This window comes from Blastocatellia bacterium, assembly GCA_016713405.1.
Classification (GTDB): Bacteria; Acidobacteriota; Blastocatellia; order Chloracidobacteriales; family JADJPF01; genus JADJPF01.
The window spans coordinates 274,472-300,675 of record JADJPF010000007.1; the positions used below are offsets into that span (position 1 = coordinate 274,472).

General features: G+C 34.2%; 23 protein-coding genes. 16 read left to right on the forward strand and 7 right to left on the reverse strand.

The features are described 5' to 3' along the window. The first annotated feature begins 79 nt into the window (after positions 1-79). From IPK14_11640 to IPK14_11650, 3 genes are all read left to right on the forward strand, one after another. Entirely contained in the window at positions 80-1,564 is a 1,485-nt protein-coding gene (locus IPK14_11640) for an Ig-like domain-containing protein (protein ID MBK7994039.1), read from the forward strand. Beyond that, positions 1,504-1,956 (forward strand): IPT/TIG domain-containing protein, encoded by a 453-nt coding sequence (locus IPK14_11645; GenBank protein ID MBK7994040.1) that lies wholly within the window; start codon positions 1,504-1,506, stop codon positions 1,954-1,956. Before IPK14_11640 ends, IPK14_11645 begins: the two co-directional genes overlap by 61 nt. A gap of 309 nt (positions 1,957-2,265) precedes the next feature. Next, the gene (locus tag IPK14_11650; GenBank protein ID MBK7994041.1) at positions 2,266-4,251 is read left to right on the forward strand and encodes a hypothetical protein; all 1,986 of its coding nucleotides are present in this window, start codon (positions 2,266-2,268) and stop codon (positions 4,249-4,251) included. Positions 4,252-4,337: 86 nt separating this feature from the next. Here the strand turns inward: IPK14_11650 and IPK14_11655 are convergent, their stop codons facing one another. Next, positions 4,338-6,473, reverse strand: a complete 2,136-nt coding sequence (locus tag IPK14_11655) for a sulfatase-like hydrolase/transferase (protein ID MBK7994042.1) — start codon at positions 6,471-6,473, stop codon at positions 4,338-4,340. A 110-nt stretch (positions 6,474-6,583) separates the two neighbouring features. Further along, positions 6,584-6,820, reverse strand: coding sequence for a CDGSH iron-sulfur domain-containing protein (locus IPK14_11660; protein MBK7994043.1), 237 nt, complete (start codon positions 6,818-6,820; stop codon positions 6,584-6,586). Positions 6,821-7,016: 196 nt separating this feature from the next. On the opposite strand from IPK14_11660, the gene IPK14_11665 reads away from it, so the two are divergent. The 4 genes from IPK14_11665 to IPK14_11680 all read left to right on the forward strand — a co-directional run bounded on the left by IPK14_11665 (position 7,017) and on the right by IPK14_11680 (position 11,662). Next, entirely contained in the window at positions 7,017-8,657 is a 1,641-nt protein-coding gene (locus IPK14_11665; GenBank protein MBK7994044.1) for a tetratricopeptide repeat protein, read from the forward strand. Between the two features lie 156 nt (positions 8,658-8,813). Beyond that, positions 8,814-10,016: a CHAT domain-containing protein gene (locus tag IPK14_11670; protein MBK7994045.1), complete on the forward strand. Its 1,203-nt coding sequence runs from the start codon at positions 8,814-8,816 to the stop codon at positions 10,014-10,016. Next, a complete protein-coding gene (locus tag IPK14_11675) occupies positions 9,991-10,644 on the forward strand; it encodes a hypothetical protein (protein ID MBK7994046.1) in 654 nt (217 codons plus the stop codon). The genes IPK14_11670 and IPK14_11675 overlap by 26 nt, the downstream gene beginning before the upstream one ends. 40 nt (positions 10,645-10,684) lie before the next feature. Next, the gene (locus IPK14_11680) at positions 10,685-11,662 is read left to right on the forward strand and encodes a hypothetical protein (protein ID MBK7994047.1); all 978 of its coding nucleotides are present in this window, start codon (positions 10,685-10,687) and stop codon (positions 11,660-11,662) included. A gap of 16 nt (positions 11,663-11,678) precedes the next feature. On the opposite strand, the gene IPK14_11685 is transcribed toward IPK14_11680, so the two are convergent. The 5 genes from IPK14_11685 to IPK14_11705 form a co-directional block, all read right to left on the reverse strand. After that, the gene (locus IPK14_11685; GenBank protein ID MBK7994048.1) at positions 11,679-12,992 is read right to left on the reverse strand and encodes a tetratricopeptide repeat protein; all 1,314 of its coding nucleotides are present in this window, start codon (positions 12,990-12,992) and stop codon (positions 11,679-11,681) included. Positions 12,993-13,041: 49 nt separating this feature from the next. Continuing rightward, complete coding sequence (locus tag IPK14_11690; protein ID MBK7994049.1) at positions 13,042-13,425, reverse strand: hypothetical protein; 384 nt, start codon at positions 13,423-13,425, stop codon at positions 13,042-13,044. 18 nt (positions 13,426-13,443) lie between these two features. Further along, a complete protein-coding gene (locus IPK14_11695) occupies positions 13,444-15,834 on the reverse strand; it encodes a hypothetical protein (protein MBK7994050.1) in 2,391 nt (796 codons plus the stop codon). 104 nt (positions 15,835-15,938) lie between these two features. Next, the gene (locus tag IPK14_11700) at positions 15,939-16,652 is read right to left on the reverse strand and encodes a hypothetical protein (GenBank protein ID MBK7994051.1); all 714 of its coding nucleotides are present in this window, start codon (positions 16,650-16,652) and stop codon (positions 15,939-15,941) included. Positions 16,653-16,657: 5 nt separating this feature from the next. Beyond that, positions 16,658-17,263, reverse strand: coding sequence for a hypothetical protein (locus IPK14_11705; protein MBK7994052.1), 606 nt, complete (start codon positions 17,261-17,263; stop codon positions 16,658-16,660). A 247-nt stretch (positions 17,264-17,510) separates the two neighbouring features. On the opposite strand from IPK14_11705, the gene IPK14_11710 reads away from it, so the two are divergent. The 9 genes from IPK14_11710 (at position 17,511) to IPK14_11750 (ending at position 26,042) form a co-directional block, all read left to right on the forward strand. Continuing rightward, positions 17,511-18,377 carry a hypothetical protein gene (locus IPK14_11710; protein MBK7994053.1) on the forward strand — a complete coding sequence of 289 codons (867 nt, stop codon included), beginning with the start codon at positions 17,511-17,513 and terminating at the stop codon, positions 18,375-18,377. A 174-nt stretch (positions 18,378-18,551) separates the two neighbouring features. Continuing rightward, a complete protein-coding gene (locus IPK14_11715; protein MBK7994054.1) occupies positions 18,552-19,025 on the forward strand; it encodes a hypothetical protein in 474 nt (157 codons plus the stop codon). Positions 19,026-19,119: 94 nt separating this feature from the next. After that, entirely contained in the window at positions 19,120-19,572 is a 453-nt protein-coding gene (locus tag IPK14_11720) for a hypothetical protein (GenBank protein ID MBK7994055.1), read from the forward strand. A gap of 124 nt (positions 19,573-19,696) precedes the next feature. Next, positions 19,697-20,128, forward strand: a complete 432-nt coding sequence (locus IPK14_11725) for a hypothetical protein (protein ID MBK7994056.1) — start codon at positions 19,697-19,699, stop codon at positions 20,126-20,128. Positions 20,129-20,305: 177 nt separating this feature from the next. Then, the gene (locus tag IPK14_11730) at positions 20,306-21,214 is read left to right on the forward strand and encodes a serine/threonine protein kinase (GenBank protein MBK7994057.1); all 909 of its coding nucleotides are present in this window, start codon (positions 20,306-20,308) and stop codon (positions 21,212-21,214) included. Positions 21,215-21,221: 7 nt separating this feature from the next. Then, positions 21,222-22,154: a hypothetical protein gene (locus IPK14_11735; GenBank protein ID MBK7994058.1), complete on the forward strand. Its 933-nt coding sequence runs from the start codon at positions 21,222-21,224 to the stop codon at positions 22,152-22,154. Continuing rightward, positions 22,139-22,957, forward strand: a complete 819-nt coding sequence (locus IPK14_11740; GenBank protein MBK7994059.1) for a competence/damage-inducible protein A — start codon at positions 22,139-22,141, stop codon at positions 22,955-22,957. The genes IPK14_11735 and IPK14_11740 overlap by 16 nt, the downstream gene beginning before the upstream one ends. 17 nt (positions 22,958-22,974) lie before the next feature. After that, complete coding sequence (locus IPK14_11745) at positions 22,975-23,535, forward strand: hypothetical protein (protein MBK7994060.1); 561 nt, start codon at positions 22,975-22,977, stop codon at positions 23,533-23,535. Between the two features lie 368 nt (positions 23,536-23,903). Beyond that, positions 23,904-26,042, forward strand: a complete 2,139-nt coding sequence (locus IPK14_11750) for an OmpA family protein (protein ID MBK7994061.1) — start codon at positions 23,904-23,906, stop codon at positions 26,040-26,042. Positions 26,043-26,204: the final 162 nt, after the last annotated feature.

Genomic DNA, 26,204 nt, shown 5'->3' on the forward strand with positions numbered 1-26,204 from the left:
TAGAAATCCAATAAAAATTGCGCGTTCTCCTAATGAGAAAGATTTTTTAAGAAGTTTGGTGTAGGGAGACAGTTGACATATGAGTTTATTTTCATCTAATAAAGTACGCGGCATAGTAATTTCATTTTCCTTAATGAGTTGCTTTTTAAGTGTTAGCCCAAAAGTATCTTTAGATACAACAAATATAGCTAATAATGACCAAATTTTCCTTCCATTATATGACACAGTAGAACCATTAGCGCAGAATTTACTAATCAAACAACGTAATCCCATTGTTAATGAACAAAACCGAATTACTTTAACAGCCGTTGACAGTAATGGCCGGCTTGCAGATGGAGTTATATGGTCTTCAGGTAGCCCAGATATTGCACAAGTAAATCCAACTACAGGAGAAGTTAGAGGAGTTAAACAAGGTTTTGCCACAGTTACAGCAAAACGAGGTAGTGAAAGTGTTTCTACCTTTGTTGTAGTGGCGAGAGTAAGAAAAGGTAAAGGTGAGCGAGTACCAGGAGATTCCAAACTTGATAACACAGGTCGTTTATATATTAGTAACCCGCTTCAAAATGTAATTTTAGTTGCAGATAAGGCCTTAACTTCAGGTACTAAAATTTTTGCTGGACAACGCAATAGAGTAGGCAGTCAAAATGGTTTTCGTGAACAAGCACTTTTTGCCGGCCCAACAGCAATTGCAATAGACAACAACTCAAAAGGTGGCATTTATGTTGCGGATACACTTAATCATGGAATTAGAAAAATAGGCTTTAATCAACAAGTAGAAACATTAATTGGAGCAGGTTTTCCAGGAAAAAGCCAATTTGACAGCAATGATTTAGCACCATTTGGACAAACCCTTTTTAATAGTCCACGCGGATTAGTATCAGATGTTGGGGGCAATCTTTATGTTTCAGATACAGATAACCATGCAATTTACTATGTAGATTTTGCTAGTAATACAGTAAGTTTACTTGCTGGTCAGCCAGGTGAAAGCGGCAAAGAAGATGGTATAGGCAAACAAGCTAGATTTAAGCGTCCTGCTGGTTTAGCACTTAGTGCAGATGGACGATTACTAACCGTAGCAGATGAAGACAATAATAGAGTTAGAGTAATTGAAATAACACGTCAAGAAAATGGTCGCCCTATTGCTAATGTTTCAACCTTAGGTACAAGTTCAAGTGCTAATATACAAAACCATAATTTAGTTAACGAACAAAACAATAATGAGATTGTTTTTGATCGTCCACAATCAATAAGTTTAGATGGTGTCAATAATATCTATGTAGTTGATAATACAGGGGTTCAAGTTATAACAAATCCATTTGGACAAAATACACAGGTTACACAACTGGCACAACCTGGAGTAAGTTTTAATCAAGCTGTTAATGTTGTAGTACAGGGAACAGAAACTTTTGTTCTTGATGCAGCCGCTACTTCTGAGGATGAAGCGATTGAGGTTGTAACGGTTGGCGCGCCAGAGAGAGCAAAAGTTAGTCCGGGGTTTTTCGTATGGAAGGTGGGGCAGAAATTGTTGTTACAGGCTCAAACTTTGCTCCAGAAAGCGTTGTAACTTTTGGTGGAAATATCATTAAAGATGCTCAAATTGTTAGTGCAACAGAAATAAGATTTAGAGTCCCATCACAGGATGCACCAGGTATTAGAACTTTTTCTGTTCTTACTCGCGGCGGTATTGCACAAAAGGAAGTAAATGTTATTGCTAAACCTGTTTCTGAGCTTAACTTAGAAGAAGTAACTACTATTGCTGGTGGAACAGCTTTTTCTGGTGATGGTGGTAAAGCCTTAGAAGCTAATCTAAGTATTTTAACTAATTCATATGTTGATAGCCTGGGCAATGTTTTTATTGCTGATAATAGGGCTGAACGTATAAGACGTGTTGATAAAGAAACAGGGATTATCAACACAATAGCAGGTGGTGGAACATCTCTTGAGGAAGAAGTTTGAAAAAAAAAAAAAAAAAAATAAAAAAAAAAAAAAAAAAACAAAAGAAAAATAAATTTTTATTTTGTTTTTTTTTTTTTAAACCAAAAAGAACACCAGATGGCATTGTAGCTAATAGCAATCAGACCAACTACAACAATTGTTTTAGATAGTACAGGTAATATTTTTATTGCTGATGCTTTAACTCAAAGTATTCGTCGTATAGATGCAATTACTAATATTATTACTACTGTTGCTGGTGGGAAAAGCCGTTCTTTTAGTGGCGATGGTGGGCAAGCTATTAATGCTGGTTTTGGGGAAACTCCAAGAGGGTTGATTTTTGATGCGGCTGGTAGTTTGTTTGTTACTGCTGATAATCGTGTAAGAAAAATTGATAGCTCTACAAAAATAATTACTACTGTAGTAGGTAATGGTAATCCTACTTTTAGTGGTGATGGTGGCCCAGCTTTAAGTGCTAGTTTACGTCTTCCAATAGGGATTGCTTTTGATTCTACAGGTAATCTTTTTATTGCTGATACTGCTAATGGCCGTGTTCGTCGTGTTGACGCAAAAACTAATGTGATTACTACTATAGCTGGCAATGGAACATTTTCTGGTGGTAGTGATAGAGATGGTAAACCTGCTATTAGTGTTGGGTTAGTTGGGCCAAGAAGCGTAGTTATAGATAGCAAAAATAACGCTATTATTTCTGACGGGATAATATCACATGTAGATCTTACTACAGGTATCATTACAGTTATTAAACAAAATCCTCCCACTTTTGAGTGTGGTGGCAAAAATATTGAAGATTTTATTTTAAGTTCTTTGAACAATGGTATGAACATTGATGGAAATGGAAATTTATATACTTCTGATTCGCGCCGAATTAGAAGCTTAAATATAAATACTGGGGATGTTAGAGATATAGCAGGCAAAAAGTTTTTAGATCAACGAGGTGATGGTGATTTAGCTATAAAAGCCAGTTTAGGCTCAATAATTGATACAGTAACCGATCCAAGCGGAAATATCTTTCTTGCAGATTTTGATAATGGTGTTATTCGTCGTATTGATGCAGCAACAGGGATTATTAGCCGTTTTGCAGGGATTGGTAAACCAGAATGTACAGGTTTTATTCCTGATAAAGATCGCTCTGATGGTGATGGAGGCCCGGCCCTAAATGCAGTATTTTTCCAACCAATAGCTTTAGCAACTGATTCACAAGGTAACTTATTTGTTGCTGATACATCAGATGGAAAAATCCGCCGTATTGATGCTGCTACAAATATTGTTACAACGGTTGCTGGTAATGGTTCATTGGAAGATGCAATTAGTGGTGATGGTGGGCTAGCAACCCAAGCTGCTTTAGGTGGAGTTGTAGATATTGCAATAGATGTGCAAGGAAATCTACTTATTGCTAGTCAAGCAAATGTTCGTCGTGTCAATGCTAGAACAGGCATTATTACTACTATTGCTGGTAATGGAAAAGAACTTGGTGACGGTCGTAGTGGCAAAGATGGTGATCCTGCTACTCAAGTAGCCATTAGCCCTGTAAGCATTTCAGTTGATATAAATGGCAATGTCTTTATTGCTGATAGACAAGTAGGGACTAATAGATTTTTAGTTGGAAGTGTAGTTCGTCGTGTTGATATTGCAACAGGTACTATTAGTACAGTTGCTGGTAATGCACAGTCAATGTTTAGTGGTGAAGGCGGGCCAGCTACATTAGCCGGTATTGGATTTGTTCGTAGTGTTGATGTAGATAAAGCCGGTAATTTGTTTATTAGTGCTGGAGAGTTTGATTCCAATAGACCAGAAACTTTTGGCGATGTAATAGAAAGCACTAGAATTTTCAGAGTTAATGCTACAAGTAAAAACATTTCTACCTTAATAAAAGGTAATAATGTTTACAAAGGTGATGGTGGTTCAGTTGCTAATGCTAGTGTCTTTAGCTTGCCAAATCTTCACCTGAGCAATACTGGAAACCTTTTATTTAATGAACTTCAAGAACCTGTTTCTTCTGTTCGTTTAATTAGATTGCCTGAAGTTGTTACTAATCCTGTAGGAGACATTGTAATTAACAATGCTGTATACCGAAAACCAACACTAACTGTTGATGGACAAGGCTTTGGCACTACAGCAAAAGTATTTATGAATGGAGTAGAAATAAGCAGATTTTTATCTAATCAAACTGATAGACAAATATTAATGACTGGAAACCGCAAAAAATTAAATATGCGCAAAGGTGTTAACCAACTAACAGTGACTAATTCCTCTGGAGCAAGTGCAAACTTTCAATTTACGTTTTCTATAGCACAGTAACTTCTATGCTTAATTAATTAAGTGTAGTAACGAGTATAAATTAAATGCCAAGCATAATAGCTTGGCATTTTTTGTTTTTACTTAGATTAATTAGATTTACTTTCAGCCATTTGTTTTAAGCTTTGCCAATTAGAATAATTTTTTCTTTTACTTTGTTTATATAAATACTCAGCAAGTTTAGTGCGTAGGTCATGAAATTTTTCTAGTTCTAAATCAACTAAATTCTTTTGCTCTAAAGCGTCATTAGTTAAATTATATAGCTGCCAGTTATTACCAACTGAGTCATAAATAATTCTCCAATGACCTTCGGTTAAACCCCAAGCAAAAAATGTCCCTTCAGGAATATTTCTAGGTGTTTCTGTAATTACATAAGGGTGGGCCAAGGTACTATCTAAAGCAATTTTGCTAATATCTTGACCTTCATAACCAGTTGGCAAAGGAATTTTTAAGAATCCAAGCATTGTTGGGGCTAAATCAATATGTGAAACAGGTTTACTTATTTTTGTTGGCACTATTTCAGGTTTGTAAACCCATAAAGGAACAAAACTTTGCTCTACATAAGGAAGCCCGCCATGCTCTACCTCACCATGTTCAAGAAATCCTTCTCCATGAGCAGAAGTAAAAGCAAGAAGAGAGTTTTTCATTAGTCCAGAACTTTCTAAAAACTCTAATAAGCGAGCAATATGAGCATCTGTATAAGCAATTTCGCTATCATAAATATTTAAGTCACCTTGTCCGTAATCATATTCTGGGTGATGTACGTAAGGAGTATGTGGATCTAGGTAATGAATCCAAGCAAAGAACTTTCCTTTTTCCTGAAGTCGTTTTAGTAGTTCTATGGATTTATCCGTCATTTCTGCTGCATCCCAAGTTTTTGGTTCTTGATGTACAACTTCTTGAAAACCATTCATAATAATGGTTTTATACTGCGCCCAACGTTTTTTATTTAACCAATTCTCAGTTTTTGGACTAGTTATAAAAGCTGTTTGGTAGCCTTTTTGCTCTAAAACTTCAGCAATGCTTGGAATGCTAGAGTCAAAAATCCCATCACCTAGCGCAGAACGTAAAATTGACGCAAAAGAATGACCTGTATTAGTTCCAATACTATAACTTTGCTGGCAAAAAATACTTTTTCTAGCAAACTTATCAAGATTTGGTGTCAAACTCCTTTTATAACCATAAATCCCCATATGGTCAGCCCTTAATGTGTCTATAGAAAGAAAAATAATATTTCGGGTTTCTTCTAAATTATTAGAACTAACTATATTTTCTGCGTCGGATAAAGCATTAGACTTACTTATTTGGTTTAATTGTCCTAGTGCTAAAAGTTCATCCAAGTTTTTTTCTCTACAGCCTTGAATTTGTTCAGCTAAGGTTAAATAACGTCTTGCAATTGTGCTACATCGCCAAAGTAAGGATTTTAAATTTTGATTACTTTTTAAGGTGGTAATAGTAAAAATACTTGAGCTAACTACAAGAATTAAACTAATTAATAAAATTGGTTTTCTAATTGACTTGTAAATAGTAGCAATTAAGCCAAATGATGCTAATACACTTAACAAATGAATAGGTACATGGAAACTTAAATCTCTACGTGTCACCAAAAAGTTAGCGTCCATGTAGTAAGTTGTAAACAAAACCACTAGGCTAAATAAAGCTAGAGTAATTTTTTTGTTTTTGGTAAAAGTTATTTGATTGTTTTCTAAATTTATTAAAGGTGTAATTACTAGATCTAAGATAATGGTAAATATTGCTAAACTAAATAACATAAATAAGATAGCAAGTTTTTTTCTTGCAAAAACTAGGCTGACATAAGGGACTTTTTCTGTTATAGATACAGACATTTCATAAAGTGGACTAGTAAAATAAATAGGAATTAACGCCCAAAGCAAAATAAAAATTAATAATAGCCCTAAACTAGCAAATAGGTTTTGTTTCCATTTGTTATTAATTAAGTTTCTTGTAACTTTAGTCTTATCAATTATTTCAAGGCTAATTAATCTGCTAGCCATACACATAATTAAAAATAATGACCAAAGCAGGCTTCCCCAAACGGTAGGGACAAAATAAAAAGGGAAAAAAAATGCTTCATGAGGTTGGACAAAGTTATGTTTAAGGCTAAGAAACCGTTCTACGACTTCAATTATCCAAAGTAAAAAACCTGATATTAGCCCTAAAGTTAAATAAAAAGAAATTCGAGATTTAAGTTCTGATAAAAACATTGTGAAAACCCTGGAAGATGTTAGTTAAATGTAAAAGTTTAACAAATAAAATAACAAAAGGTCAGGAATAGTTTTCTGACCTTTTGAACAGTTATTAGTGGATTTGGGTTTTATTTTTTTACTGGTGCTGGCAAATCACGTGCTTCTATTGGCGATTGAAAACCACAACGAGCATGCGCACCATCACAGAAAGGTTTATTAGCACTTTGTCCACATCGGCAAAGACCAATAACAGTACGACCTGCTAAACCAAACTCCTTTCCTGATGGATCTTTGATAACAAAATTTCCACTAATTCTTATTGAACCATTGTTATTAATGGTAATTTCTACGGGTGAGTCACTCATAATTTATTCTCCAGATTAGCTTTAGTATTATACTTAAAATTAATACGCGCTATTTTAGCGGATTTTTAACAAATTGTTTTAGCAGAGTTAGTAGTTAGTTGGATAACTTATGCAACTAATTAACTATTAATTAGTGTAAATATTAGTCGGAAAGCTATCTATAACATTCTAGCTACTATATACTAAGTAAAAATTTATGAATAATCTATTACTTACTCAAAAATACTTTACTATAATTTTAATTGTTGGAATATTTTTTATTTCTTTGCCTACAATAACTTCTGCAAAAATTTTGCTATTTGTTCAAGAAACTAGTCAAGATAAGAGGTTAACAGAAGAAGAAATAAATAAGCTTATTGAAGAAGCTAAACAGTTAACAAATAAAATTACTAAAGAATCTTTAACTGCTGCACTAGAAAAATATGAAAGATTATTGCTTGAATATAAATATTTAGGTGATATAAAAAAACAAGCTACAGTTTATGAAAAAATAACACAAATAAGATTAAATTTAGGTGATACAAAACAAGCTATAGAGGATATAAAAAAACTTTTAGAAATTTATCAGGCCCTAGGAGATAAGCAGGCTGAAGGGAAAATACATAGTTCTTTAGGTGTAGTTTATGGGCGGTTAGGTGAGAAAGAAAAACAGCTAGAAGCCTACCAAAAAGGTTTATCAATATTTCAAACTATTGGAGATAAAAATAGTGAAGCTAGTTTGTTATTTTTTCTTGGTCTTTTATTAGAAGATGATGGAAAAATAGAAAAAGCTTTAGATTATTATAACCAAGTTTTACTTCTAAGAGAAACTACAGATAATAAACAAGGGCAATTAAATGTTTTAAGTAAAATAAGCCAGGTTTATTTGCAAATAGGCAAAAGCCAAAAAGCTTTAGAATTTGCACAAAAAGCTTTAGACATAGAAAAAGAAATAGGCAATATTACTAATAAATCTATATTACTCTATCAAAAAGGATCTATATATTTCTTGCTAAAAGATTTTACTAGAGCAAGAGATTGTTATCAGGAATCCTTGGCTTTAGCTCGTCTAACAAAAAATACTGAACAAGAGGCCGCTGCACTTAATGCTATTGGTAAAACTTATATTTCTGATACAGGAGAAAGTCTAAAGTATTATTTACAGGCTATAACTTTATATAAAAGTATAGGAAAATCTTTTGAACTACCATCGCCTCTTATTGGTGTAGCAATTACTTATAGTTTACTAGGTGATTACAAAAAGGCAGAAGAATACCTAAATCAAGCTTTGGCTTTAGCTCAAGAGCTTAATGACAAAGCTACGGAAGCAAATATATTATATTTTATCGGAATAGCAAAATTGTCTACCAATAACTTAAATGAAGCAACAGAATGCTTTAATAAATCCTTAGAATTATATGAAAAAATGGGTTATTCAGTAGGAAAAGTAAAAAATCTTTATCAGCTTGCACTTTTGGAACAAAAAAAAGACTTACCTAAAGCTATTAAACTGATAGAAGAGGCTTTAGAGGCTATAGAAGTTTTTCGTACCAACATAAATAGCCAAGAATTAGGTGAATCTTATTTTGATAAAACACAAAATTATTATGATTTATATATTGATTTATTAATAAAACTTTATGAAGAAGAACAAAAAGAAAATTATCTAGCTAAAGCCTTAGAAATTAATGAAAAAAGACGTGCGCGAAGTCTTAGAGAACTTCTAACCGAAGCACAAGTAGATATTCGCCAAGGTATTGATGCTCAATTGCTTGAAAAAGAAAAGGAGATCCAAGTTAAACTATCTATAAAAGAGCAACAAAAGCGACAGCTTTTAGATAAAAACACACCTTTATAAAAAATAGAAAAAATAGAAAAAGAACTACGAGAACTAATCTATCAAAGAAAAGAAACTCAAACACAAATTAAAATTAATAGTCCTGCATATGCAACTTTAACCCAAATACAAGATATTTCTTTACCAACAATTCAATCTTTATTAGATGATAGTACAATGTTACTAGAATATTCGTTAGGTAAAGATAGTAGCTATATATGGTTAGTTACTAATAATAAAGTACAGTATTATAAGCTAGCTTCTAGGTCAGAAATTGAAAAACAAGCACAAATAGTTTATAACTTACTAGTAAGTAAAGGCTTACCCAGTAATGTTAAAAATACTAGCTCTTTAGATTCAGACTATAATTTAGCGGTTACTAAATTAAGTGAGTTAGTGTTATTTCCTCTTAGCTCTCAACTTGCAAATAAGCGGTTGTTGATTGTTGCAGATGGGACGTTACAATATATTCCATTCAATATATTATCTAAGCATACTTCCTTAAACCGGCAAAGAAGCTTCTCGCCATTAATTTTAGAAAATGAGGTGGTAAATTTACCTTCTGCTGCAACTTTATTGCTGCTTAGAGAAAAAAAAGAAAAGTTAATAAGTAAAACTACTATTACTATTGTTGCTGACCCTATATTTAGTAAAGACGATCCAAGAATAAAACAAAGTATTGTAAAAAAAGAAAGCAAAATAGAGGATAAAGTAAAGAATAACGTTAATTTAGCGTCAGCAGAGACATTTAGAGAAAAAGAAATAAATAGCATAAATGATTTATCTCGGCTTCCTTTTAGTCGCCAGGAAGCAACAGCAATTACTAGTTTATTATGGAAAGAGAACTACCAGCAATTCTTAGATTTTGATGCCGATTATGATTTGTTAACTAAAGGTAAGTTAGCAAACAATAAAATCTTACATTTTGCTACTCATTCAATAATAAATAATGATTATCCAGAGCTTTCAGGCATAGTTTTATCTTTAGTTGACAGAGAAGGTAATCCTAAAAATGGGTTTTTACAATTACAAGAAATTTATAACTTAAAATTTTCTGCTAATTTAGTTGTTTTATCGGCTTGTCAAACTGCTCTAGGAAAAGAAGTAAAAGGAGAAGGTTTAGTAGGTTTAACACGTGGTTTTATGTATGCAGGTGCTAAACAAATAATAGCTAGTTTATGGAAGGTGGATGATAGAGCTACGGCTGAACTAATGAAATACTTTTATCAAAATTTATTAAAAAACAACCAATCACCTTCAAATGCACTTAGAGAAGCACAACTTCAAATGATGAAACAGCCTAGGTGGAAATCCCTTATTATTGGGCGGCTTTTGTCTTACAAGGTGATTTTCAATGAAGGAGCAAAAAGCCACAGTTAAACAAAATAAAGATGAATTGCAAAAAGAGTCTTTTGAGGTTCTCTTAAAACGTCTTAATACTAATCAAAGATTAGCAGAAGAAAAATATTTAATTGTTCGCAATAAGCTGATAATTTTTTTCCGTACTCGTGGTTTTTCACAAATGGATTTAGAATTAGCTGATAAAACCATTGATCGAGCAGCAAGAAAACTTTTAGAACAAGAAAATAATCAATCAGAAAACAGCGAAACACAAAACGTTTTGTCAGATAGCTATTTTTTAAGTGTTGCTCATTTTGTGTTAAAAGAGCATCAACGAGGTGTAAAACCAACAGTTGCAATAGAAGATTTACCAATAGCAACTAACCAGTTAGCAATAAATAATAATCAAGAGCAAAAGCTAATTGAATATGAGCAAACAGAGCTAACAACAAAGTGTTTTAATGAATGTTTAAGTAATTTTCCTATAGAGCAAAAGCTTTTGATAATTGAATATTTTTCTGTTGAAATAACTAAAGCCGAACAACGTCAATTTTTGGCTGATAAATTGGGAATAAATATTAATGCTTTACGGGTAAAAGCTCATCGTCTAAGACAAGATCTAGTTAAATGTGTAGAAAACTGTGTTAAAAAAGCTCAAAAATTATAAATAAATATTGTAATGAAAATGCAATAACAGACATTAAGTTATGAAAAATTCTAGTCCTGAAGAAAATAATGAAAAACAACTTATGAAAAATTACCTGTTAGGCGATTTGTCTTCTGATGAGCAAACTCAAATAGAGGAAAAATATTTTGCTGATGATAGTTTTTATCAGCAATTAAAAATTACCGAAACAGAACTAATAGATGCTTATCTTTGCAATGAGTTAGATATAAAGGAAAAAAAGAAATTTGAAGAAAAATTTTTAAGCTCAAAAGATGGAAAACAAAAAGTAGAGATGACTAGAGCTTTTCTTAAATCTATTAACAAAATTACTGGTGAAAAAGCTGTCTTAGAAATACCTGTTATTAGCAATTACAAAAGGCGGTTTGTTTGGTCTGAATCAAAAACTCTTAAGCAATTTGCTTTGGCTGCTAGTTTAGTAATCTTGCTTGGTGGAGGTAGTTGGCTAATGTTTCAAACTATCAAACTTCAAAACCAAATAAAAATCTTAGAAAACCAGCAAAGTCAGCAACAAGCAGATTTTCAGAAAAAAGAGCAACTTCTTCAACAAAAATCTGACACTAGCCAAAAACGTTATGAGCAAATAAAACAGGAATTAGACACAGAAAGACAAGAACGCACTCTTCTAGAAAATGAAATAAGCAAATTACTACAAAAGTCAGCACAAGTTATTTCAATGGTTTTGACAACAGGGTTAACTAGAGATAATGCCACAACAAAATTACTAAATATTCCACCAGATGCCCAAATTTTGCAGCTTAAGCTTATGCTAGAAGAAGGGGTAGAAAGCTATTCAACCTACCAAGTTACAATTAAAACTGTAGATGGTAAACAGATTTGGCAACAAAAAGTTACTGATAATGTTAAAAAATCTATAAATGTTAGTGTAAAAACAGTTACTTTTTCTAACGATGATTACTTAGTTACTGTGTCAGGAATAAACAAAAACGGTGAAGTTTTTGAATTAGAGGACTATTATTTTAGAGTTGCAAAGAAATAAGCTTAATTATTAAAACCTAAGTTTTTAACAGCCCTTTTGCTAATTTGCTCCAACGACGCAAAGTAGCCCGACGATAATAAGGAGCAGTTTCTACTGCCTCTAAGCATTGTTTAATAATTTCTTTAGCTTTTTCTGTTTTGCCAAGTTCAACTAAAACTTTTGCATAATAATAAAGCCCTTCAGCATCATATGGTCGGCGTTCAATGTATTTTTCTAGTGCTGTGTGAGCGTCTTCTTTCATTCCTGCTACTTGATAAGTTGCTCCAATTTCCCGCCAAACTTCGCTTTGTGAATGTTTATCATCTAGTGAAACTACTGTATCAAAATAAGAAATAGCTTCTTGCAAGCGATTCTGTTCACGAGCAATTATACCTAGCTGAAAATATGCGTCTATTTCTTTTTTATCTATTTCTACAGCACGCTGAAACCGGGCTATTGCTTCGCTATATTGACGACGTTGCTTATGGATAAGTCCTAGTTGATAATGCGCTTCTGCATCTTGTGGATTAATGGTTGCTGCTTCAAGATTACGGCGAAAACTTTGACGTTGCCGAAAAGATGACATAACATCTCCGCCTACCGCGCCAATATCCCCACGTAAATAAAAATAAACCCAAAATATAATAAAAGGGGACATTAGCCAAAATAAAAGAGATTGCAGCAAGACCGAGAGCCAAGAAATAGACAACGTTCCTAAAGCACTAAAATAACTAGCACTAAAAACGACTCTTAAAGCTATAACCATAAATATTGCAAATGAAATTTTACATAATAGCCAAAGTAGTAATGCTGTTTTTGCATTGGGTTTGATTGCTATTGCTAGAAGTGAAAAAGGCAAATGTGTTGCTGACCAACTTAGCAAAGTACAAGCTAGAAGTGGTGCATAATCACGGCGGAAAACTACGCCAAAGCTTCCTAGAGGCTCAAAAAAAATTAACACTAAAATAGTTACAGGAACATAAAGCAGTGGTAAAAATAAAATTGTTCCTAGTGTTGAACCAAGAGAGAAAGTTACAAACCACCAGCCAAAATTACCAACTAAAGGCAAAGGCTGTCTAATTTTAGGGTGGTAAATTTCTGGATATTCTTCAAAGTTTTCTTCAACCTCAGAATTACTTGGTTGATTTGCAAAAGACACATTTTGCTTAGGTAACACAATCATTTTTTGCTCATATTCGTCAAAAATTGGTTGTGTGATAACTACAAATAAAAAAGAGCTTAAAATTATTGCAATAATCGCACCTGCTATTGAACCTGTGTCAATAATACTGCCCATTGCCTTTTGGGGCTGATAATAGAGCATAAAAAATAACTTAAGTTGGTTTAGCATTTTTAATCTATATGAAACAAAAATGATTTATGTTTAGAGTCTTGTTTTTTTAGCAGTTTCCATTGCCAAGAAAACCAAACTTGTTTAGCAACGGGCAATTTTGTGGAACAGCCAATTTTAAGTTGCCTAACATCAAATGGTTTAGAGCATCTTCTTTATCATTTGGAACAAAAACATGGGAGCAAATATTATCACCTAATCGGCAAATTGCTGAAAGCTCTATTCCTAACATTTTGTTTGTACCAAGGTTATATTTTTCTTCTGCTTTATAATAATTTTTTGCAAAGTCAATTTTATTTGTCCAGATTTTATAATTAACCAGTACAACATCTTCTACATCTATCCATACAATTTTATCTGTTTGGCCTTGTTCCATTAAAAACTTACGAAAACTTTCTGTAGCCTCTAAAAATGTTGGATAGACGTTTTCCATAATCGTAGTTCTAAATCTCTAAACCATAGGACGATCAGGCGGTTCACGACGAAAATAACCCCATTGCCCATGTAAACGATCTGTACCAGTATTTTTTTCTAGCCCTTCGGATGCTTGACGCAAGGCTTCAACCACACTTGGCACAACATAATGTAGCCCACCAGGTGAAACAGGTATTTGTGAACGGTAGTCATGCAGCGTGCCAAGCTCTAAGCTAAATTGCGAAATTTGTTCATAAAGTCCGAGCATACGAGCAAGAAAAGCTATTAAACCGCTAGTGGCAAAATAGGAATAAGGCGTTAACCTATTTAAGTATTTCTTAAAAGCGTCCAAAGAATCATAAACATGAATTCTATTATCTAAAGCATCAGCTAAATTTTTAGCTGTAGAAACAACGGCGATTGGCCTTAAATCTATAAAGCCGTTATTACAATAGAAAAATTCTTTTGCTAGAGTTACTTCTTTGGTACGAGCCGTTTTGCTGACGTTTTTTAGTTGGTCTAAGATAGCATTTTCAATAGTGTTACGCTCAGACATTAGCAAATCTAACGGTGCAATGTAGGGGCCAACTAAAATAAAAGTTTCGTTCTTGTCATTAAAAATAATTGGCGAGCCTAGCGAAGTAATGGAGTGGACAGTTTTTATTACTTCCATCATTACTAAATTAAAAGCGTCGTTACGTTCCTGATAATTACGGCTAGAGAGATGTTTAATTGAAATTAGGTCTTGTGGAGTTTGAGCTTTTACCAAAGTAATTAAATCTTTGCTTAAAGTTTCTAGTTGCCAAGTAGCTAAATCTTCAAAAAATAATGGACGTGAATTACTTTCAAAAAATTGCTGTGGATTAAATGTAGACAAAGAAATTTGTGTTGGAATTGCATCAGCGTCAAAGGTTCGGAGTCTGTGAAGCAAAATAACTAAGCCTAATAAGTGCAATTCTCCCTGATGTTTAGCTGATCCTAAATCTTGGAATGACTTTACATCTAGTCCGCTGATTTGTGAGTCCATTAATTGAGGTTGTTGCAAGAAATCAAAGACCAAGCGAGCATTTTCTGTTTCTGTATAATAGCAATTGCTGTTTATAAACCAGGGAACATCTTTATCATCACCAACAATTGCAGCTTCGGCTAAAACTAAACCTAGCTCACTAGCCGATGCAACACGCATAACACGGTAAAGCGCGTCTGTATTGGAAGTAGAAAATCGCCCGTTTTCCCCTGATCGAATTTGAATACGTGGAGTAAACTCCAAACCTTTTTGAAAGGTAACAGATGCGTTAGTTTCTTTTCGATCTTTTATCATTACAGGAGGATAAATTTTAATTTTTCCACGTCGAAGATCTTCTTCTGGAATTATTTGACGACCTGTTGCAAAAAGTTCTCGTAAATCCCGTAAAACTCCACTTTGAATAGGTACGCTTTGATTAGAAATAATTGCATCAATCCCAATAGCAGCAGCAGTTACAAGCATTTTTATTCCTACCTCAGAATAAAGCTGTTGTAATTGTTCAGCAAAAAGCTGTTTATAACGTAAACGCTCGTCTAAAGCACTATGAGCAAAGCCTAGCCGTATAACTCTTTCACCCTCTGCACCTTCGTCATACATTCCACCAACAGCCGTTGTATGTGCAGCTATTACTTCTTCGGCTAACTCATTGCGAATAAAGGCTAAATCGTCTCTTACTCTGGAAAGATAAAGTTGCTTTAGGTCTGTGATTAGCTGAGGTGATTTAATGCCAAAAACGCGGCAAATTTCTTCTAAATTACTTAAATGATAAGCTGCAACGCTAGCTAGAGGGATACCGACGATAACAGCACGAAAACGGGATGCTAAGTTGCGATCAGATTTGTATTTTTGCAAAAACTCGGTAAATGGTTGTTTTAAGTCTACTTTAATGGCTTTAGTTAAATGGTCAAACTTTTCTTTTTCAGAACTTTCTAACGTTAAATCACCTTTTTTCAAAAAACTATCTGCTAAAGCTTGACGCTCTGATACGCTTAATTTTAGTAAATTAACTAGTCCGGGTAGTTCTGGATTAACGCTTAAGCGATGTAGCTCTAGCATAATTCCAGAGCGAGTACGATAACCTTTATTAGCAATATGCTCAGGCAACCATTCACTACCATAAAACTTGCTGTAATATTCAAATAATCGACTAGTAAAAGCTCGAATTTCTTCATTAGTTAAACCTGTAACTAATATTGTAGGCGTGTCGGCGGGGTTAGGGTGTTTGTAGTGCATCATTTCTTCTAAGATTTCAAGCATCTTCATTATTGCCGTCCCACCCACGGCACCCGTTCCACCAAAAACAACATAAGTTTGACGAAAAGCTTTTGGCAAACTGCTAGCTTGATATATGCGTTGACCTAAACGACCTTTTTTATAGCGTGCTAAAGAGTTTTCTGACATGCCATCTCCAAAAGAAAAGTTTTTAGGAAATTACTTTTAAGCAAAGATTTTGCAATAGTTATTAAAGATCTGGCAAGCTATGCTGATGGATCTACTTTGTTAAATTACTCTAAAACTAGTGTGTTTACACCTTGTCGTAAAATAGTTTTGTCTGCAAAGTTTTCTATTTCAACCGCTAAAAAACTAGCAAAAACATCTCGTAATTTTTTGTCATACATTAATGTTAAATCTAGTCCATCTATTGGCCTAGATACTTGATCTCGGCCTAAAACCTTGTTCATTTCTCTTTGGTACTTTGTATAAAGAGCTAATTTTTTTTGCTCTAACATCAGATAGCTAACAAAAAACTCAACAACTATTTCCATGTCTTGATGAGTAAGTTTTCTGGAAATTCTTATTTCATCGCTAGCAAAAAATTCAAAAACTTTTTGTTGATAAATAGTAAATTTCTCTTTTTCTTCCTCAGTTTGTGTTAACAAAAAAACAATATCATTTTGTTTATCAATATGCTCGAAAATATTAATTAAATCAGCTTTTACTTTCTCCTGATAGTTTGCATCTTTTTTGCCTAAAATAGGCTCAATTAAATCAAAAAATTGCAGTTCCATTGATACTCCCCGAAAGCCTAAAGTGTCTTGTTCATAGAGAATTTGCAGTAATTTATCCATGTTTTTATTCTCTAGAGAAAAATAAAAAATAAATGGGAAAAAATTATCAAGTAAGACAACTTTTTCTGCCTGAGTAATATAATGAAAATAATCAGATAAATTATCAATTAATGAAATTTGTGCTGTTTTATCTATTTTGTCACTTAACATTACTTTTAATAATTCTTTAATTTGATTTGGAGTACCAGCGCAAACTTCCCAGGGCCAATAAAAAGCTTTTCCGTTTCAGCAAATAAATAAAAAGCCTCTGCATCAATCTGCATTTCTGCGTTATATCTACCTAAAACTAATCTTTTTGTTAGCATTACTTGTACTGCATTAATAAGCCCAAGAGAAGCTTTATAAATTGTTGCAACAAAAGCTGGTAACTCTCCATCTGTAAAAGCATCTTTAGCTCTGTAAAACAAATAGGATGGCATTAAATAACCAGCAATTGAGAGGTTATAAAGATCTAAAACTGTGATTTTACTTTCAGTTTTTTGTGAAAGAAGAAAGCTACGTAAACAGGAAAATCCGTTTAATATTTCAGACCAATGGCTATTAATTTGTTTTAATGCAGAAATATTCATAGGCTTAAAATGCTTATGACGACTACCAACATAAGGACATTCTACTAACTCCATAGGTGCATCGGTGTGAAATTCAAATGGGACTTTGTTTTCACCTAACAAGCGATTTTCTGCATCTCGAAACTTGGCTTCTAAATTCATTAATAAAGATAAGTGAATGCCTGAAAGCGATTGGTTTACTTGATCTGACATAAATTTTTCTCCATAGAGTAAAAACACAGTAATTTTAGGGGGGTCTTAGCGATCAAAATATGTCTATTTTATGAGTTTTTAGTTAATAGCCTAGACTTTTATGCTGCAAAAAAGGAAAAAACAGGTAATTTGCAGAATTGGTAATTTTATTACGCAACTATTTAAAACTACACCCCGATAATGTGAACAAATCTACGATCAGCTTTAAGTGTATTCATTTTCTAATCAAAATAATTTGGAGCTAGTAATGGTTAATCAAATTAACAATTCAAATGTCCCTAATATATATACAAACTCATTACCTACAACAAATAACAAAACCAATCAAAATACTAATAATTCTACTAGTGTTACAACAAACACTGAAGTAGCTCCAGGAAAATTAAGTAGAACAGGTGAACTAGACCTAGGTGCTAGCTTAATTGCTCGCCAACTACAAACCGAAACACAAACAAAAGTAGATAGCTCTGCTGCTGCTTCAGGCACAGTTCAAGCCCAAGAAGGCAAAAGTGATGGATGCGCTTTTTGTCGTGGCAAAGGCTCTCAAGGCCAAGAAGTTAGAGGAGGCTATGGAATTGGTGGCGGTTACGGCATCGGCGGCGGCTACGGAATTGGTGGCGGTTATGGCATCGGCGGTGGCTATGGAATTGGCGGCGGTTATGGCATCGGCGGGGGCTATGGAATTGGCGGCGGCTATGGAATTGGTGGCGGTTATGGCATCGGCGGTGGCTATGGAATTGGCGGCGGAGTAAATTTAGAAAATGGTAATCAACAAAGTGGATCTTTAGGATTAGTTGCTAATCCTCCTCAATCAGCTTTAGATAAAGCAAGCTCTAAGATTTCTTCTTTAACAGGTACTGATAGAACTACCTTTAATTCTTTAAGCACTGCTGACAAAGATTTAGTACGCAGAGCAATCCAACTTCACCCAAATGCTAGTACAAGCGATGTGTTAGGGTTTGTTAAAAATGGTAATTTTTCTAGCCTTCCTGCTGATCAAAAAGGTGTAGCATTAAATGTTATTGCTACAGTATCTGCTCAAATTGCAGCCCAACCTACAAATACAATTGCTCGTAACACTTTAGACAATTTTGTTAAAGGAACAATAGACTAAAACTTCATCAAAGATGACCCGCAACTTTATGGTGAAGCAGAAGTAAGCGGTAAAATAAATCTTAACTTAAATAATCCTGCTATTAATGCTGCTAATGGCTATAGCGAAAACCTAGACGCTTTCAAAGCAATAGTTGGTACTTTAGCCCACGAAGTTGCACACCTTGACCATAATATGATTGATCGTAAAGGTGTAGAATTCCAAGGTGTTAAATATGAAGATGCTAATTTAGCTGCAATGTTACTAGATGAATATAGCGCACAATATACAGGTATTATGGCGGCACAAAACCGCTTGCCTAACCCAGATGAAATGAAAGGCTTCTGGCGTACACTTGTAGGACGTTCTGCTAAAGATACAGGTGCAGCATATTATAATGAGCTATCCGCAGCCCGTACACGTTCAGGACGCTTTGATCAAGTAACTAATGATATTTATAGCTTGCTTAGCAATAATCGTTTAGTCCCACCTCAAGAATTACGTGATCGCTTATTAAAGAAATTAGATACAAATGCGCTTAAGTTACAAGGTAGAGATGCTACATTACACGATACTGCTTATTTAAAAGCTATGGATGATTCTAAGTTAGATAATAAGCTAGAGCAAAAACCTAAAGACGTTGGATTTCTCAATAGAATTTTTGGTTAAATCTTCTATTTTTCTAAAATTAAAGCTTGAATAAGCTGCAAGTTATGCGTTAAAAGTATGCTTGCAGCTTTTAACTTTTTGGAGTAATAATTTTATGGCAATAACAGATTTAATATTGGCTGATGCAGAAGCAAAAAAATCCCGATTTGCTGGCCGTATGACGCTAACAGAAAACCAAGTTTTTGACCTTCCTTCAGAACTAAGAAAATTTTCTATAACAATTAATGGTGTATTTGATTATTTACCTATTACTTATCTGGTATTAGGCAATAATTATTACAGTTCATTAGAAAAAGGGGATTTTGCCCGTATTTTAAGAGCTTTTGACTTGGTGGAATCAGAAAAGTTAACTGCTGGAGATGTAGCTAGGTTGTTTTTATTATTAGAAATTCCTTTACGTGGTAGGTTTGTAGTAGAAACAGTTAGAGATCTAGAATTGCCTGAAGAAATGCCTGTTGAGGTACAAAAGCAATTTGCAAACTTAATTGTTCCTCCTGCTTTACATCGTAGTCCTAATTTAGCACAATGTGCTTTTTTTTTCTTTTAATGGACGAGAAAATATTTTAGAAGAAGTAATGTTAGAAATTTCTGGAAACTATGATATTAATCAGCATATCTACCCTGTTGCCAATCTTTCACCTAGAAAATAACTTAATGATGCTACTATAGATATGAACAAAATAACAAATCTACATATTCGTACTGAATCATTACCTTTACGTTGCGAAATTTGTCATCAAACAGATTGTTTTGACCCAGATCAAAACTGGTGTTCACGTTGTAAGGAAATTACAATTAAAGAAGACCATTCAAAAAAGGAAATTTTTATTAATATTACTAAAAAAACTGCTTTAGAGATTTTACTAGGTTTAATAAAACTTGGTTTAACAACAGGAGGATTTGCAAGCCTAATGTTAGTTTTTTTCTGGGCTGGTGCTTCGGGTGATGCTATTTTGGTTTTAGCTATTTTGTCTTTATTTAGTGGTTTATTAGGAGGATTAATTTTTGGGCTAGTTTTTATATTGGGAATTTTAGCTTTTAATGGAATAGAGAAATTAAAATGGTATTTTTCTGGAAAACGTCATCCATTGCAGCAATTCTAAAGTTGATTTACCTGTATCTTAACCAATAAGAATATTATCTCTAAAATTCTGCTAAGGAAAATGCCTAGATAAAATTAAATAATATTAACTGACATTTATTAAATTTTTTGCTATCTTGCACAAAGCTATTTAAGTCAATATATCTATTTAAGTCAATGTATCTTTTGGAGATTGTGGATGTCTGGATGTGTTTTTAGTAATTGTTCTTCCCCTAGCGATGGTGTAAATGGACGTTGTGAAGGTTGTGGATCATTAATAAAAAATGAAATGATTCGACAACGTTACATTGTTGAAAAGGTTATAAACCGCAGTAAGTTTGGAGTTAACTACTTAGTTAAAGACTCAAACAAAGATAGCACTTTTAAGATAGTAAAAGAACTACAACCAGTTTCTGAAGATGATCCTGATTTTTATAGTGTAAGACGTTCTACAGTAGAGCGACTTTTTGAACGAGAAGCACGTGTATTAATGGGGCTACATCATCCTGGTATTCCTCGCCTATATGCTGCTTTTGAGGAGAAATCTTTTGCTTATTTGGTAGAAGAATATATTCCTGGAACAACATTACTAGAATCATTAGATAAATCTAACCGAAGTAAAATTACTGAAGCTGAGGCAAGAAGGATCTTAAAAGAACTTGCTACAATTTTAGTTTATCTACATTCCCGTGTTCCAGCAGTAGTTCACCGAGATATTAAGCCACAAAATTTAATGTTTGCTGAAGACGATGGACGGTTGTTATTGGTGGAATTTGCTGCGGTTTCTCAACATGCACAAAAAAGCACTAATAGCACAGTAGTTGGAACTGCTGGTTATGCTCCAACAGAGCAACTTTATGGGCAAGCTGTTCCACAAAGTGATTTATATGCTGCTGGTGCTACAATACTAAGGTTAATTACAGGAGTGCATCCTAGTAAGTTATATAACCCTATAGAAAAACAATTTATTTGGCATAGCCAAGCAAATGTTACTCCTGCCTTTGCTTGTATTATAGATGGGCTGCTAGCACAGGATTTAACCGAACGCACCAGTAGTGCAGAGCAGTTATTACTAGAGTTAGAAATCTTAAGACCTTTGCCAGGTTAAGAAATTTATGGATATTGATGAGAAAATAAAACAAAAGTTAATTGATATTGCTCAAGATAATAGCTCTGGTTCTTCAGAATTAGCTAAACGTGCAGCAGTAACTTTATTAGAAATAGTGGCAAGTATACAGGAAGCCCCTAATACCTCAGTACAAAGCCTACGTACTCCAATACTTATTTTTGCTAAAGCCCTACTTCAAGCCCAACCTAAAATGGCAACACTTTTTAACCTAGTCAACCGTGCTTTGTTGGTTATCAATAGCCAAGTTGTTTTTGGGGAAGCAAAAGCAGCATTAGAAAAATATATTTATAATTTTTTATCAATTGTTGTTAGTGGTAGCGATGGGATTAGCGAAATATTTCAACCAATAATTACAGAAAATACTATAGTTCTTACTTACTCTTATAGTGCTACAGTTAATAAAGCTTTAATTAACATTAAACAAAAAGGGATTAACTTTGAGGTTTTTTGTAGCGAAAGTCGGCCAATAATGGAAGGGAGGAAAACGGCTCAAATACTAGCAACTGCTGGTATTGGAGTAACTTTTATTGTTGATGCTGCAATTTTATTTGCCTTGCAACGCTCAAATGTTGTTATTTTTGGGGCTGATGCAATTACTACAGAAGGGATTGTTAATAAAATAGGGACAATGCTTATTGCTTTGGCTGCCCGTCATTTTAATAAACCTTGTTATGTACTGGCAGATAGCACTAAGTTCTTACCCTCGTCTTATCGTTTGATGACTGAAGAAATACATAAACAAGCGGAAATTTGGCCCGACTCACCTTTAGAAATAATAGTATTTAATCGTTATTTTGAAACTATTCCATTAGATTTTTTTACAGGGGTAGTTACTGAGTACGGAATACTAACAATGCCAGAAGTTAAGCTACATTTAACTAATTTAGGGATTTGCTCAGAGTTATGTACACAGTTGTAATTTTAGCTATAGGGAATGAGTTATTAATTGGTGAAACTTTAGACACCAATACAAATTGGCTTTGTCAAAATTTAACGGCTTTAGGTTTGCAAGTTGCTGCTACTTTAACTTTACCTGATGATTTAGGCATAATTGCTAGCACTGTTGAACAATTACTTAGTCAAAAAATTTTTTCTTTTCCAATAAATCTACTTATTAGTACTGGTGGTTTAGGCCCAACATCTGATGATCTAACTTTAGAAGCCATTGCTAAAAGCCTTGATTTGTCTTTGGAATTAAACCAAATTGCTTATCAATGGATAGTAGAAAAGTATCAAGCCTTAGCTGAAAAAAATTTTGTTGATAGCGCAGAAATAAATGATGCACGTAGTAAAATGGCATTTCTACCATTAACATCAATACCTATAAAAAACCCAGAAGGAGTAGCACCCGCAATAAAAATTACAGCTAAAAATACTACAATTATTTGTCTTCCAGGTGTTCCTCAGGAAATGAAAGCCTTTATGCTTGGCCCAGTGCAAGCATTGCTATCAGAATTATATGAAACAGGAATATTTGCCGAAAAAGAACTTTTTGCTTTGTGTGGGGATGAATCTTTACTTGCTCCTATTTTAAGTCAGGTTGCCAAACTTTACCCACAAGTTTATATTAAGTCCAAAGCAAAGGGTTTTGGTAAAGATTTACGTTTTCAAATTAAATTACATATCCGTGGTAAAGATAGTAGTATCAATAGCTTACTTAGTGCAGCCGAAAACTCTTTGTGTCAAGCACTAAATAGTAATGGAATTCAAATAATAGCTTAAGCTATTTTCTTAATCTAATGAGTGTTAATAATCTAGTTTCTAAATTACTTTATCAAGGTTTAACTACTGTTAGTTTGGTAGAAAAATCTTTAGGGCTAGAAGCACCAACTACAAAACTAACAGAAATACAAACAAAAGAGTTAAAGAAAATATTTCTTTCTACAGTAGATTATTCCAAAATTTTAATAAAAGCTGGCGACTCACATTTACTAACCATTAGCGGACGAGCTTTTGTAATGGGTAATATTATTTATATTCCAAAAGAAACTTATAGTATGCAGTTATTAGTTCATGAAATGACTCATATTTGGCAATATCAAAATGGTGGTTGTGGTTATATTGGCAAATCTTTATTAGGGCAATACTTAGGCCAAGGTTATGATTTTGTAACAGGAATTTCTGAAAATAAAGCTTGGGAAAAGCTAAATCCAGAACAACAAGCTTCTTTAATAGAATATGCTTATGCAGCTAAATTTTTTGAACAAGGTGAAAAAGAATTTATTTATTGGGGCCGAGATTATACAAATTATCTGAAAAAAGCTTTAGAACAACTACGCAAAGGATTAGGTGTTAGCTAGATTATTGGCAAAATATAAACCTGATCATATTTTACCAATAATTACCTAGTATATAGCACTATGATATAAACTGTGTTCTAGGTATTTTGTTAGAAAAGCTAATAGTTAAAAGGATTTTGATCCTGGGTTTGACAAAATTGGGTTGACTCTATCAAGCTAAAGCGTGTATAAGCAAAAATAACACTTTAATAACACCGCACTATATAACACTTTAAGTAGTGTTTTAATAGAAACCCTTGTTGCGGTGATTCATTCAAGATTAACAATACAGGTTTTAGAGTTAAATAGTGGTCGGATGACCGGAGGTGCTTATGAGATTTTTGAAGACCATGATGGCGACAATTTTGCTGGTGCTGTTATTTAATGTTATGGTCTCTGCGCAAGAATCAGAAAGAGACAAACGCCGCGTAACTCAACCAACAGTTAGTGGTGCCACAGGGCTTTTTACTGTTTATGACTCCTCTACGCTAAAGCGTGGGGAATTTAATGTTGGATTTTTTGCTAACAACTATGATCGTGACCCAGGCGATGTTGATATTATGCAATATCCTGTTAATGTTGCTTTTGGTGTTACTGATCGTGTGGAAGTATTCTTACAAACTGATGGATATCAACGAGTTATTTCCAACGCCCCATTTGAATTAAGCGGGCCATTATTTCCAGGACTTTCACGTCCCCAAGGTTCATTTGGTTTAGATGGTGTTAATATTAATTTCCCTGAATTAAACCAAACTAACCCACAATTTTTCCCTCTTAATGGCGCACCAATAAGCGGTGCTGTCGTTGGTGGTGTGTTACCAGGGTTGCCGCAAACAGGCTCACGACCAATATTTGATCCTGTTTTGGGAGTTAATAAACCAGGCTTTTTTGCCCCAGGTTTTCTAAATGATTTTCCTTTTTTAGGTAAAGGTGGCGGCACTTTAGGCAGTGCTTCTTTTGGTACTAAAATAAGCTTTAGACCAGAAAGAGGTATTGGTTTTGCTATTTTAGGCATAGTTAAGGTGCCAACTGTTCCAGCCGGTGCATTATTTCAAAAAGATAGAGGTGGACGGTTAACACAAGGATCTGGTGCTGGCGCAACAGACTTTGGAGTATTTTTAATTACTAGTTTACGTAGAGGACTTGTTAGCACTCACTTAAACTTTGGCTATGTCCATGCTAATGATCCAAAATCACGTAATTTTGAGCTTCTAGATCGTAGTGATTCTTTAATTTTCTCTGCTGGTGTAGATGTTCCTATTAATCGTTATGTACAACTTATTGGTGAAGCTACCTATAATTATTATGTTGGTGAAGCTACACCTACGCTTAATCGTCCTAACCCTGTAGATGTTTTAGCTGGTGCTAGATTTTATCCATTTGGTAAGGATGAAAACCGACGATTCTTATTCTCTTTTGGTGGTGGCTATCGTTACTTTGCTAATAATTCTGGTTCAGAACGCGAAGAAGACACCATTAAACGAGTTATTGCTACTGGAACAGTACCAGCAGCAACTATAGCTCGTAGCTTAGAAGGTGATTATAACGGCTTTGTTGCTCATATAACTCTAGGGTTACGTAATACAAAAGCAGCACCTCCACCACCTCCAGCAGTAGACCCTTGTGCTAATGCTGTAGCTCCTACCATTGAACTTGCTGCTGATAAATTAGCAGTTAAGGAGCGTTCTAACGATGTTGTTAAATTTAGCACTCGTGGCATGGGTGATGGATTAACTTATAATTGGACTGCTACAGGTGGTTCATTTACAGATAACGGTTCTGTAGAAAGAACTTGGAGTTCTGCTAATTTAGCTCCTGGTACTTACACAATTACAGTAACAGTAACAGATAAATGTAATTTATCTAAATCTGATACTCGTACAATTACAGTAGAAAAAGGTAATCGTTGCCCAACCGTTTCACTCAAGGCTAATCCAACTACTGCTCAAGAAGGTGCAGATGTCACCTTTAACTTCACTGCTGGCGGTAATGACCCAGATGGTGACAAGCTACAGTATGTTTGGACAACCACTCGAGGCACACTTAATGGTGGTGATGCAGCTAAACAACTTAATAGCACAGGCTTAAGTGCAGGCAATATCACTGTAAAAGTAACTGTTAGTGATGGTCAATGCTCTGCTACAGATAGCGTTACAGTTTCAATTACTCCTAGACCTGCTCCACCTGCTGTATTTACAACTAGCTGTAACACTTATAAGACAGTCAATGATTCTCGTCCAGATAACGCTTGTAAGCGTGTATTAGACGATGTTGCAGCAAGACTACAAAATGATAGAAATGCTGTTTTAATTATTGATGGACATTCTGATAAGGGTGAAAAAGCTGGCACAGCTAAGACCCGCGCTCAACGTGTAAGAGATTATTTAGTCAATGAAAGAAATCTTGATGCTGGCCGTATTGAAGTTCGTAGCTTTGATAATCAACGTCCAGATCCATCAGGAGATCGCCTACTCAATAGACGAGTAATGTTGCACGTTGTACCACAAGGGGCAACTCGTCCAGAATAAATTAGAAGTAAATTTTCCTCTACTAAAAAAGCGGGCTAACTAGCCCGCTTTTTTATTTTTATACATATTTATGTTTATTATTTGGTTTTAATTGGAAAATATGTAAAAAAATACAAATTTTTGTATTTTCTAAAATTTTTTCTTACTAGGAAGGTTCACTTG

Coding starts and splice junctions, on each gene's coding strand:
- IPK14_11735 (MBK7994058.1), top strand. CDS start 21,222: ATGGATATTGATGAGAAAATAAAACAAAAGTTAATTGATATTGCTCAA.
- IPK14_11730 (MBK7994057.1), top strand. CDS start 20,306: ATGTCTGGATGTGTTTTTAGTAATTGTTCTTCCCCTAGCGATGGTGTA.
- IPK14_11680 (MBK7994047.1), top strand. CDS start 10,685: ATGAAAAATTCTAGTCCTGAAGAAAATAATGAAAAACAACTTATGAAA.
- IPK14_11720 (MBK7994055.1), top strand. CDS start 19,120: ATGGCAATAACAGATTTAATATTGGCTGATGCAGAAGCAAAAAAATCC.
- IPK14_11745 (MBK7994060.1), top strand. CDS start 22,975: ATGAGTGTTAATAATCTAGTTTCTAAATTACTTTATCAAGGTTTAACT.
- IPK14_11670 (MBK7994045.1), top strand. CDS start 8,814: ATGTTACTAGAATATTCGTTAGGTAAAGATAGTAGCTATATATGGTTA.
- IPK14_11725 (MBK7994056.1), top strand. CDS start 19,697: ATGAACAAAATAACAAATCTACATATTCGTACTGAATCATTACCTTTA.
- IPK14_11695 (MBK7994050.1), bottom strand. CDS start 15,834: ATGTCAGAAAACTCTTTAGCACGCTATAAAAAAGGTCGTTTAGGTCAA.
- IPK14_11710 (MBK7994053.1), top strand. CDS start 17,511: ATGGTTAATCAAATTAACAATTCAAATGTCCCTAATATATATACAAAC.
- IPK14_11675 (MBK7994046.1), top strand. CDS start 9,991: ATGAAGGAGCAAAAAGCCACAGTTAAACAAAATAAAGATGAATTGCAA.
- IPK14_11715 (MBK7994054.1), top strand. CDS start 18,552: ATGATTGATCGTAAAGGTGTAGAATTCCAAGGTGTTAAATATGAAGAT.
- IPK14_11645 (MBK7994040.1), top strand. CDS start 1,504: ATGGAAGGTGGGGCAGAAATTGTTGTTACAGGCTCAAACTTTGCTCCA.
- IPK14_11690 (MBK7994049.1), bottom strand. CDS start 13,425: ATGGAAAACGTCTATCCAACATTTTTAGAGGCTACAGAAAGTTTTCGT.
- IPK14_11740 (MBK7994059.1), top strand. CDS start 22,139: ATGTACACAGTTGTAATTTTAGCTATAGGGAATGAGTTATTAATTGGT.
- IPK14_11700 (MBK7994051.1), bottom strand. CDS start 16,652: ATGTTAAGTGACAAAATAGATAAAACAGCACAAATTTCATTAATTGAT.
- IPK14_11665 (MBK7994044.1), top strand. CDS start 7,017: ATGAATAATCTATTACTTACTCAAAAATACTTTACTATAATTTTAATT.
- IPK14_11655 (MBK7994042.1), bottom strand. CDS start 6,473: ATGTTTTTATCAGAACTTAAATCTCGAATTTCTTTTTATTTAACTTTA.
- IPK14_11705 (MBK7994052.1), bottom strand. CDS start 17,263: ATGTCAGATCAAGTAAACCAATCGCTTTCAGGCATTCACTTATCTTTA.
- IPK14_11750 (MBK7994061.1), top strand. CDS start 23,904: ATGGTCTCTGCGCAAGAATCAGAAAGAGACAAACGCCGCGTAACTCAA.
- IPK14_11640 (MBK7994039.1), top strand. CDS start 80: ATGAGTTTATTTTCATCTAATAAAGTACGCGGCATAGTAATTTCATTT.
- IPK14_11660 (MBK7994043.1), bottom strand. CDS start 6,820: ATGAGTGACTCACCCGTAGAAATTACCATTAATAACAATGGTTCAATA.
- IPK14_11685 (MBK7994048.1), bottom strand. CDS start 12,992: ATGCTAAACCAACTTAAGTTATTTTTTATGCTCTATTATCAGCCCCAA.